The 10,608-nt window shown below is 71.1% G+C and carries 8 protein-coding genes; 5 read left to right on the top strand and 3 right to left on the bottom strand.

Annotated elements, in window-relative coordinates; all coding sequences use genetic code 11:
- Positions 1 to 41: 41 nt before the first annotated feature.
- Positions 42 to 1,319 (top strand): class I SAM-dependent RNA methyltransferase, encoded by a 1,278-nt coding sequence (locus EGM46_RS01140; protein ID WP_125098344.1) that lies wholly within the window; start codon positions 42 to 44, stop codon positions 1,317 to 1,319.
- 33 nt (positions 1,320 to 1,352) lie between these two features.
- Here the strand turns inward: EGM46_RS01140 and EGM46_RS01135 are convergent, their stop codons facing one another.
- From EGM46_RS01135 to EGM46_RS01125, 3 genes are all read right to left on the bottom strand, one after another.
- The gene (locus EGM46_RS01135) at positions 1,353 to 1,757 is read right to left on the bottom strand and encodes a cupredoxin domain-containing protein (protein ID WP_125098322.1); all 405 of its coding nucleotides are present in this window, start codon (positions 1,755 to 1,757) and stop codon (positions 1,353 to 1,355) included.
- Positions 1,758 to 1,803: 46 nt separating this feature from the next.
- Positions 1,804 to 3,243 (bottom strand): NAD(P)H-quinone dehydrogenase, encoded by a 1,440-nt coding sequence (locus tag EGM46_RS01130; protein ID WP_125098321.1) that lies wholly within the window; start codon positions 3,241 to 3,243, stop codon positions 1,804 to 1,806.
- 74 nt (positions 3,244 to 3,317) lie between these two features.
- Complete coding sequence (locus EGM46_RS01125; protein ID WP_125098320.1) at positions 3,318 to 3,803, bottom strand: SIP domain-containing protein; 486 nt, start codon at positions 3,801 to 3,803, stop codon at positions 3,318 to 3,320.
- Positions 3,804 to 4,001: 198 nt separating this feature from the next.
- Between EGM46_RS01125 and EGM46_RS01120 the strand changes: the two genes are divergently transcribed.
- From EGM46_RS01120 to EGM46_RS01105, 4 genes are all read left to right on the top strand, one after another.
- Positions 4,002 to 6,842: an aminotransferase class I/II-fold pyridoxal phosphate-dependent enzyme gene (locus EGM46_RS01120; RefSeq protein ID WP_431194059.1), complete on the top strand. Its 2,841-nt coding sequence runs from the start codon at positions 4,002 to 4,004 to the stop codon at positions 6,840 to 6,842.
- A gap of 71 nt (positions 6,843 to 6,913) precedes the next feature.
- Positions 6,914 to 8,287 (top strand): amino acid permease, encoded by a 1,374-nt coding sequence (locus EGM46_RS01115; RefSeq protein WP_206427458.1) that lies wholly within the window; start codon positions 6,914 to 6,916, stop codon positions 8,285 to 8,287.
- 10 nt (positions 8,288 to 8,297) lie between these two features.
- Positions 8,298 to 9,104, top strand: a complete 807-nt coding sequence (locus EGM46_RS01110; RefSeq protein ID WP_125098319.1) for a purine-nucleoside phosphorylase — start codon at positions 8,298 to 8,300, stop codon at positions 9,102 to 9,104.
- 132 nt (positions 9,105 to 9,236) lie between these two features.
- The gene (locus EGM46_RS01105; protein WP_125098318.1) at positions 9,237 to 10,541 is read left to right on the top strand and encodes a flavin monoamine oxidase family protein; all 1,305 of its coding nucleotides are present in this window, start codon (positions 9,237 to 9,239) and stop codon (positions 10,539 to 10,541) included.
- The last annotated feature ends 67 nt before the right edge of the window (positions 10,542 to 10,608 follow it).

Here is a 10,608-nt window from a genome sequence, read left to right as displayed (position 1 = left end):
CTGACACCCCCGCCGGCGCGCCCCTCGAGGTCGGCGCCGAGATCGAGCTCGACGTCACCGGCATCGCACACGGCGGTGTGAGCGTCGCACGGCACGAGGGCCGCGTCGTCTTCGTCGCCGATGCGATCCCCGGCGAGCGCGTGCGCGCACGCGTCACCGAGGCGAAGAAGAAGTCCTTCGCGCGCGCCGTGACCGTCGAAGCGCTCGACGCCTCAGCTGACCGCCGCGCACACGTGTGGGAGGCCGCCGGCATCGAGCGGGATCCCGAGCACCGCGCCGGTGGCGCCGAGTTCGGGCACATCGCGCTCGAGCGCCAGCGCGCGCTCAAGGCCGAGGTGCTCACCGACGCGATGTCGCGCTTCGGCGGCGTCGAGTTCGCCGCCGAGGACGGCGAGGATCTCGCCGACGCGCTCGCTGACCTCGTCGAGGCCGCGCCAGGCGACGAGCAGACGAACGGTCTGGGCTACCGCAGCCGCGTGCGCCTGCACGTCGATCCCGAGACCGGCGTGGTCGGGCCATACGCGGCACGCAGCCGCCGCGTGATCCCGGTCGATTCGCTGCCGCTCGCGAACGAGGGCATCGCACAGATCGCGCCGCTCGGCGACGCCATGCCCGGCGTCGCGACCGTCGACCTGGTCGCACCGTCCGCCGACGACCCGCGCATGCTGCTCGGCATGGTGGGCGAGAAGACTCGCGCCGGCGCGGGCGATGCCGTGCAGGAGCTCGTGGAGGATCGCGGCTTCCTGGTGCGCGCTGGCGGGTTCTGGCAGGTCCACCGGGAGGCCCCGGCGCTGCTCTTCACCGCGGTGCGCGACGCCGTGTCCGAGCTCATCGAGGCCGGCCGCTTCGACCCGGCCGCCGGCAACCTCGACCTGTACGGCGGGGCCGGGCTGCTCGCCGCTGCCATGGCTGAAGCTGCCGGCCCCGGCCTGAAGGTCACGACGGTCGAGTCCGAGGAGGCCGCAACCGACGACGCCGCGGAGAACCTCGCCGAGCTGGTGGGCGCGCTCGCGCTGACCGCGCGGGTGGATCGCCACCTCGCCGAGCTGCTGAAGGCTCCGGCCGCGGTGCGCGACCGGCTGCGCCGTGGCACCGTCGTGCTGGATCCGCCCCGCTCGGGCGCCGGCGGTGAGGTCACCGGGCAGCTCGTCGAGCTCGCCCCGGCCAACATCGTGTACGTGGCGTGCGACCCGGTTGCGCTCGCACGCGACACGAAGACGCTGCGCGAGTCCGGGTACGAACTCACGGGGCTCCGCGCCTTCGACATCTTCCCGCACACGCACCACTTCGAGTCGCTCGCGGTGTTCGAGCGGGAGTAGGCGCGAGGCGCGCGGCGCGTCCCTGGCAGAGCGCTACGGCGCGACCGCCACCCGCACCACGCCCGTCATCTCGGGGTGGATGGAGCACAGGTAGTCGTAGTCACCGGCCTCCTCGAAGAGGTGGGTGTAGCTGCCGGTCTGCTGCAGCTCGGAGACGAAACTGCCGTCCTTCGCGACCACGTCGTGCTCCATGCTGCCCTCGAACACCCAGCGCACCGCCTGCCCAGGCTCGATCTCGACCTCGCGCGGCTCGAAACGGTTGTCGATCGCGCGCACCGTGACAGCGGCCTTCACCCCCTCGTCGGAGGGCACCAGCTCGGGCTTCGACGGCGCGCAGCCGCTCAGCGCGCCCGCGGCGCCCAGGCCGAGGATGCCGGCAACACCGCCGAGCAGGCGGCGGCGCGACACCGTGGTCGTTCCGATCGGGGTGCGTGACATGCGTGATCCTTCTCGTTCGCGGGTGGTGCGGGGCGCGGCTGGTCGGCTAGTGCCGGTGCAGCGCCCGCGCGGCGTCGGTGATCGCGCCCGTCATGGACGGGTAGACGGCGAACGCCGAGGCGACCTGGTCGACGGTGAGGCGGTGCTCGACGGCGAGCGCCAGCGGGAAGATCAGCTCGCTCGCGCGGTGCGCGACGATGACGCCACCGATCACGGTGCCGGAGGCCTCCCACGCGAACAGTTTGACGAAGCCGTCGGTGAAGCCGATCATCTTCGCGCGCGGGTTCACGCTCAGCGGGATCGTGTGCGAGATGGCCTTCGCCACGTCGGCGTTGTCGGCGAGCGTGCGCTCGTTCCAGCCGACGGTCGCGATCTCGGGGTAGGTAAAGACGTTCGCGGCGACGTTGCGGACGTCGATCGGTCGCACGAAGTCGCCGAGCGCGTGCATGATCGCGGTGCGGCCCTGCATCGACGCGACGGAGGCCAGCGGGTAGAAGTCGGTGCAGTCGCCAGCGGCGTAGATCGAGGGCACGGCGGTGCGCGCGACTTTGTTGACCTGGATGTGGCCGCTGTCGGTGAGGGTGACGCCCGCCTCCTCGAGCCCGAGGCCCGCGGTGTTGGGGATCGAGCCGACCGCCATGAGGCAGTGCGACGCCTCGATGGTGCGCCCATCCTCGAGCTCGACGAGCACGCCGGAGTCGGTGCGCGACACGGTGGTGGCGCGCGACTTCGACATCACGTTCATGCCGAGGCGGGTGAACTCGCGCTCGATCACGGCTGCGGCGTCGGGGTCCTCGCCTGGCAGCACCTGCTCGCGGCTCGACACGAGCGTCACCTCGGCACCGAGGGTGCGGTACGCGTTCGCGAACTCCGCCCCGGTGACGCCGGAGCCGACGACCACGAGGTGCTCGGGGATCGAGTTCAGGTTGTACAGCTGCTTCCAGGTGAGGATGCGCTCGCCGTCGGGCTTCGCGGTGTCGAGTTCGCGCGGGCTCGCGCCGACGGAGACGACGATGGTGTCGGCCTCGATGCGGTCGAAGTCGGTGCCCTCGCCGGCCGCTGCCGTCGAGACGAGCACCGCGTTCGGACCGTCGAGGCGTCCCTCACCCTGGACGACGCGCACGCCGGCGTCCTCGAGGGTGCGCAGCATGTCGACCGACTGCGCGCCAGCCATCGCGAGGAGGCGCTTGTTCACCGCGGCGAGGTTCACCGCGATCTCGGGGCGCACCGGCTTCCCGTCGCCGCCGGGCACGAAGGTCTGCACGCCGAGCTTGCCGGAGTCGCGCACCGCCTGCACCGCGCCGGCGGTGCCGATGAGGCTCTTCGACGGCACCACGTCGGTGAGCACCGCTGCCCCGCCGACGCCGGCGCTCTCGATCAGCGTGACCTCGGCCCCCAGCTGTGCGCCAGCGAGTGCCGCTTCGTAGCCGCCTGGACCGCCGCCGAGCACCGCGATCCGATGCTTCCGTTCATACGCTTTCGCCATGCCTCAAGTCTACGGGGCGGCGGGCGTCCCGTGGCCACCTCGCCACGGCGCTCGGGCGATCGGGACCCCCGGGTTCACACCTCGGAGCGCGCGCACTCCTGGGAGCAGGATCCTGGCCAGCGCTTTTCGACGCGACGGTCGAGCGCGGTCCAGTAGTTCTGCATGACCGGGCTCGTACGCGCGCCGGTCCAGAGCTGAATGTTGCGCACGGCCTCACTGTCGGCCCACAGCCACTCGTCGAGCCAGGCGTCGACCGCCGCGGCGAGCGCCTCGCCGCGGCGCCGACCGACGCCGGGCCGCGGGCTTTCCTCGCGCTCCTCGCGGCAGAGCCAGGTCACGCCGACGTGTTTGGGGAGCGGGAGGTCCGTGATCTGGATCGGGGAGAACACCTCGACGAACACCTGCCCGTAGCTCGTCTCGGGGAGGGCGCGCAGCCAGCTGCACAGCGCCGGGATGTCGGACGCGTCGCCCGCGGCCAACACGCAGTCGATGCCCGCGGGGTCGACGACGGTCACCGCGTCCGGGCGGTCGGCAGGATCATACGCACTCACACGCAACATCTTAGGGCATCCTTACCATCATCGGGTGATCTCTCGGCGAACGATCAGCCAGCGCCCGTTGCGCTCAGATGACGCCCCGCGACGTCCACGTTCCCCCCGGGGCATTGGGAAGCGCCTATGATCGACGGGCAAGGGCGCGCCCGGCTGCGCCCCGCCCCTGAGGCTCGCACAATGAAGTCAGTAAGGACAGGCACACCGATGACGAGGACCGAATCTCCCTACGACATGTCAGCCGACGCGTTCCGGCGCGGACTCGGAACCATTGACATGGCGGTGACCGGGTCGATTCCGCTCCCCAGTGCCGGCACCGCTGGCCCAAGCTCGCAGCTCGCACCGGGGCACGGGGCCGCTGGCCCGGTCCTCGAGCGGGATCCCGGCATGCCCTCCAGCACCTGGCGCATGCGCAGCGATGCGTGGGAGTACCTCCGATTCGCGGTGAAGCGGCTCGTCCACGACGCCGACGAGAACTCCGATCTGCTCGCAGCCGACGGTGAGATCCAGCGCTCGCTGCGCTCGCTCGAGACCGTCGAGATGTACTGGGCCGGCTTCGGCCAGCGCTACGTCACCGCCATCGGCGATCTGCTCGACGCCGGCGACTCGCGCACCGCGCTCGAGCGGATCGGCCGCGTCGTGAATCGGCTTCGCGGCGACACGATCGTCGACGAGCCGCGTGACGAGTTCGGGGAGGACGCCGAGCGTGCGGAGTTCGCGAGCGATTCGGATCCGCGCCCGCGGTTCGAGGTGCTCGTGATCGACGAGACCACCCCGGGGGATCGCGACGCGATGCGCGCCGAGGGGCTCCGGCTCCGCAGCGCGGCCGACTCGTTCATCTACGAGTTCGTGATCGTGCCATCGGCGGACGACGCCGTCGCGGCGATCCTCACGAACCCGAACATCCTCGCCTGCGTGGTGCGGCCCGGCTTCAGCGAGCGCACCAAGCAGCGCCTCAGCCGCGACCTGCGCGACACCATCGAGCTCGCGCGCGCCGAGGTGTCCCCCGGTTCGGCCCCCTCGCGCAGCTCGCTCGCGTCGGTGCAGCGCGTGCTCGGCATCGCCGACACGCTCGCCGCACTGCGCCCCGAACTCGATCTCTACCTCATGGCCGGCGCGCACATCGAGGACCTCGCAGGGGCGCTCAGCCGCCGCTTCCGGCGCGTGTTCCGCCGCGAGGATCAGCTGGAGCTGCACCTCTCGCTGCTGCGCCGCGTCTCCCACCTCTACGACACCCCGTTCTTCACCGCGATTCAGGATCACGCCCGCCGCCCCGTCGGCGTCTTCCACGCGCTGCCCGTCGCACGCGGCGGCTCGGTGGTCTCCTCGAAGTGGATCCGCGACCTCGCCGACTTCTACGGGCTGAACCTCCTGCTCGCCGAGACGAGCGCCACCTCGGGCGGGCTCGATTCGCTGCTCGCGCCGGTGGGCGCGATCAAGAAAGCGCAGGATCTCGCCGCCCGCGCGTACGGCGCGAAGCACACCTTCTTCGTCACGAACGGCACCTCGACCGCCAACAAGATCGTGCACCAGGCGCTCGTCGCACCCAACGACGTTGTGATGGTGGATCGCAACTGCCACAAGTCGCACCACCACGCGGTGATGCTCACCGGCGCGCGCCCCGCCTACCTCGAGGCGTACCCGCTGAACGATTTCGCGTTCTACGGCGCCGTGCCGCTCGACCGGATCAAGCAGCTGCTGCTCGACTACCGCGCGCAGGGACGCCTCGACGAGGTGCGCATGATCACGCTCACGAACTGCACGTTCGACGGTATCGTCTACGACCCGGAGCGGGTCATGGCCGAGTGCCTCGCGATCAAGCCCGACCTCGTGTTCCTGTGGGACGAGGCCTGGTTCGCGTTCGCCGCCTTCCACCCGGTGACCCGCCGCCGCACCGCGATGGCCGCGGCGAAGCGGCTCGAGCAGCGCCTCGGCAGCGCCGCGCACGCCGCGGCGTACCGGGAGCAGCAGGCCAGGCTCACCGCCGCCGACGGCACGCACGCCCCCGATGCGGTGTGGCTCGAGGAGCGGCTGATCCCCGCCCCCGGCGCGCGCATCCGCGTGTACGCGACGCAGTCGACGCACAAGACGCTCACCGCGCTGCGCCAGGGCTCCATGATCCACGTCTACGACCAGGACTGGGTGCGCGAGGCCGAGGAGCCGTTCCACGAGGCGTACATGACGCACACCTCCACCTCCCCGAACTACCAGATCCTCTCGTCGCTCGACATCGGCCGCCGCCAGGTGGAGCTCGAGGGCTTCGAGCTCGTGCAGCGCCAGCTCGACCTCGCGACGAGTCTCGCGCAGGCCATCGCCAGGCACCCACTGCTGCGGCGCACCTTCCGCGTGCTCACCGCGCACGACCTCGTGCCGCGCGAGAACCGCGGTGATGGCCGCCCGATGCCGCTGCGCGATGGGCTGGCCTCGATGTGGGAGGCGTGGGCGCACGACGAATTCGTGGTCGACCCGAGCCGCATCACCATCGAGATCAGCCGCACCGGCGTCGACGGCGACACCTTCAAGCACGAGCATCTCATGGATCGCTACGGCATCCAGGTCAACAAGACGAGCCGCAACACCGTGCTCTTCATGACGAACATCGGCACCTCGCGCAGCGCCATCGCGTACCTCATCGAGGTGCTCGTGAAGCTCGCCGAGCGCTTCGAGGAGATCCAGGCGCAGCGCGACCCCGAGATCCCGCTCCCCGCCGAGGCCGAGATGCCGCCGCTGCCCGATTTCAGCGCGTTCTCCCCCGGCTACGCCACCGACGCGGTGCTGCCGGACGGCGACATGCGCGCGGCGTTCTTCAAGGGCCAGCAGCGCGGGGCGGTCGAGCACGTGCGCCTCGCCGAGCTCAGCGAGCGCGTGACCCGCGGCGAGACGCCGGTGTCGGCCGGCTTTGTGACCCCCTACCCGCCCGGCTTCCCGGTACTGGTGCCCGGGCAGGTCATCACCGCTGAGGTACTGAACTTCATGGCCGTGCTCGACACCCGCGAGATCCACGGCTACGACCCGCGCCGCGGATTCCGGATCCTGCGCGAGCAGTAGCCGGCGAGAGGCGCTACCCTGGGGGCTTCCCCCGCGCACACCCTGCGCGGGGGTCGACCCCGGAGTACCGCATGACCGACGCACCTCAGCACACCCTCCGCCGCACCCTCAGGCCGCGGCACGTCCAGATGATCGCGCTCGGCGGCGCCATCGGCACCGGTCTCTTCTACGGCTCTGCGGAGTCCATCGGGCTGGCCGGCCCGTCCGTGCTGCTGACGTACCTCATCGGCGGGGCCGTCATCTTCCTCGTCGTGCGCGCGCTCGGCGAGATGTCGGTGGACGAGCCGGTGTCCGGCGCGTTCAGCCACTACGCGAACGTGAACTGGAGCGCCCGCGCGGGCTTCGTCTCGGGCTGGAACTACTGGTTCAACTACATCGCGGTGTCGATGGTCGAGCTCGCCGTCGTCGGCTCCTTCGTGAACTACTGGCTCCCCGACGTGCCGCCGTGGGTGAGCGCCGCCGGCTTCCTCGTGCTCATCACCGGCGTCAACCTCGCCGGCGTGCGCGTGTTCGGCGAGACCGAGTTCTGGCTCGCGTGCGTGAAAGTCGCCGCCGTGATCGGCATGATCGTGCTCGGCATCGTCGTCGTGGTGCTCGGCATCAACCGCAGCACCGATCTCCCGGACCCGAGCTTCGCGCACCTCTGGGATCAGGGCGGATTCTTCCCGCTCGGGCTCGGGGGTACGTTCTTCGCGCTCGTCGTCGTGATGTTCTCGTTCGGTGGCACCGAGCTCGTCGGGGTTACGGCCGGGGAGGCCGAGCGTCCCGAGCGCACCATCCCCCGCGCCATCAACCAGGTCATCCTGCGCGTGCTCATCTTCTACGTCGGCGCGCTCGCGGTCATCATGGCGGTCGTGCCGTGGGATCAGCTCGACGGCACGAGCAGCCCGTTCGTGCAGATCTTCGATCGGATCGGGATCCCCGGTGCCGCGCACATCCTCAACCTGGTGATGCTCACCGCGGTCGTGTCCGTTTACAACTCCGGGCTCTACGCGAACGGGCGGATGCTCTACGCGCTCGCGCTCCAGGGCAACGCGCCCCGCTACCTCACGCGCGTGTCACGCTCCGGGATCCCCATCGCCGGGGTGCTCACCTCCTCGGCGGTCACCGCGATCGCCGTGGTCGTGGTGTTCCTGTGGCCCGAGTTCGCGTTCCAGGTACTCATGTCGGTTGCGCTGATCGCCGCGATCATCAACTGGTCGATGATCATGATCACGCAGCTCAAGTTCCGCGCCCGCATCGGGCCGGAGCGCGCGGCGGCGCTCGCCTTCCGGCTGCCGTTCGCGCGGGTCACCCCGTGGCTCGTGCTCGGGTTCTTCGCGTGCCTCGTCGTGCTCATGTGCTTCCACCCCGGCTACCGCACCGCCGTGATCGTCGGCCCGATCTGGCTGTTCGTGCTGCTCACCGCGTTCCAGGTGCAGCGCAGGCGCCGATCCGCCGCGTAGGCTTATCCGCATGAGCCAGGATCAGGATCCCATCGCCCTCGCCGACGCCGCCGCACGCGAGCTCGCCCGCCTCACCGGCGTCGAACGTCACGACATCGCGCTCACCCTCGGGAGCGGTTGGGGCGGCGCCGCCGACGTGATCGGTGAGACCGTCGCCGAGATCCCCGCCGAGCAGGTGCCCGGCTTCCACGCCTCCGGCGTCGCCGGACACTCGGGGACGCTCCGCTCGATCCGGCTCGACAACGGCAGCCACGCGCTCATCATTGGCGCGCGCACGCACTTCTACGAGGGGCGCGGCGTGCGGGCTACCGTGCACGGCGTGCGCACGGCCGCAGCTGCTGGCGCGAAGATCATGGTGCTCACGAACGGGGCGGGCGGCGTCGATCCGGCGTTCAAGGCCGGCGAGGCGGTGCTGATCAGCGACCATCTGAACCTCACGGCGGCCTCCCCCATCGAGGGCGCCAACTTCGTCGACCTCACCGATCTGTACGCCTCGCGCCTGCGCGACGTTGCGCGCAGCGTCGAGCCCTCGCTGCAGGAGGGCGTCTACGTGCAGCTGCCCGGCCCGCACTACGAGACGCCGGCCGAGATCCACTACCTCCGCACCATCGGTGGCCAGATCGTTGGCATGTCGACGGCGCTCGAGGCGATCGCCGCGCGCGCTGCCGGTATGGAGATCCTCGGCCTCTCCCTCATCACGAACCCCGCCGCCGGCATGGGCGAGGACCCCCTCAACCACGAGGAGGTGCTCGAGGCTGGCCGCGCGGCGGCCCCGCGCCTCGCCGAGCTGCTGCGCCGCGTGGTGGCTGCGCTGTAGGCGGGCGCTGCGGCGCGTCATATCTTCGTACGAGGGCGCCCGCGAACAGGGTGAGATCGTCTGCTGCGTGCCACCCGCTCGCGCCGATACCCTGGACTGCACGGGGCAACGAAGCCGTGAAGAGGAGAAGAGATGCAGTCGGTCGACGTCGTCGTCATCGGTGCCGGGTTCGCGGGGCTGACCGCCGCGCGCGAGCTGGGCCACGCGGGATTCGAGGTACTCACGCTTGAGGCGCGCGACCGCATTGGCGGGCGCACCTGGACGGAGCAACGCCTCGGGCACGAACTCGAACTCGGGGCGAACTGGATCCACTGGGTGCAGCCGCACGTGTGGGCCGAAATGACGCGGTACGGGCGCGAGATGATCCGCAGCCCGCGCGCCGATGAGGCGTACTGGCGCGGGGCCGACGGCTCAGCCCGGCAGGGCACGCTCGACGAGTTCATGGCACTCATCGAGGAGGGACAGCAGCTCGTCATCGACGACGTGCGCGAGGCGATGCCCCGCGGCTCCGAGCCGACGGTCGGCACGATCCAGGAGCTCGACGCGCTGAGCATTCAGGATCGCTTCGACGCGCTGGGGCTCGACCCCGAGGCGCGTGCGGCCAACGAGTCCGTGTGGGTGGGGCACGTCAACGCCCCGCTGGATCAGGTCGGCCTCTCGAGCGCGCTCCGCTGGGTGGCGGCGACCGGCGGCCACTGGCAGCTCATGCACGAGGCGTCGTCGACGTATCGCGTGGTCGATGGCATGCGTGCGTTCACCGCCGAGATCGCGGCGGACATTGCCGGCGAGATCCGCCTCGGCGCGACCGTCGTCTCCGTGACGCACGACGAGTCCGGCGCGGTCGTCGAAACCGCCGACGGCACGCAGGTCCGAGCCCGACGCGTGGTGAGCACGCTGCCCGTCAACGCGATTGGCGGGATCGCCTTCGCGCCCGCGCTGCCCACCGTGTGGGCGCGGCAGTCCGCCGAGACCGTTGCCTCGCAGGGCACGAAGGTGTGGCTGCGCGCCACAGGCCACGTGCCGCGGTTCTTCGCCTACGGCACGCAGCACGACGCACTGTCGGTACTGAAGGCGGAGTTCTACCTGAGCGATGAGCAGGGCGACTACACCCTGCTCGTGGGGTTCGGCCCGGAGCACGCCCGGGTCGACCCCGAGGATCTCGCCGGCCTGCAGGCCGCGGTCGACGCGGTGCGCCCCGGCCTCGAGATCACGGCCGCGACCGCGCACGACTGGATGACCGACCCGTTCGCCCAGAACACGTGGATGACGCACCGGCCGGGGCAGCTGACGCGCGACCTCGCGGAGCTGCAGGAGCCCGCCGGGGTGGTGCACTTCGCGACGACCGACAACGCGAACCTCTGGGGCGGCTTCATCGACGGTGCGATCGAGAGCGGCCTGCGCGAGGCCCGCCGGGTGGCCGCGGCGCTCCGCGCCTAGCCGCCGCGCCAGCCCCGCCCGCCCCCGCCGCGCGACACCCGCTCCCCCGCCCCCGCTCCCACGCCCG

This window comes from Leucobacter chromiireducens, assembly GCF_003917135.1.
GTDB lineage: Bacteria > Actinomycetota > Actinomycetes > Actinomycetales > Microbacteriaceae > Leucobacter > Leucobacter chromiireducens_A.
The sequence above is the reverse complement of the archived record's forward strand: the minus strand, read 5'-3'. Positions and strand labels throughout refer to the sequence as shown.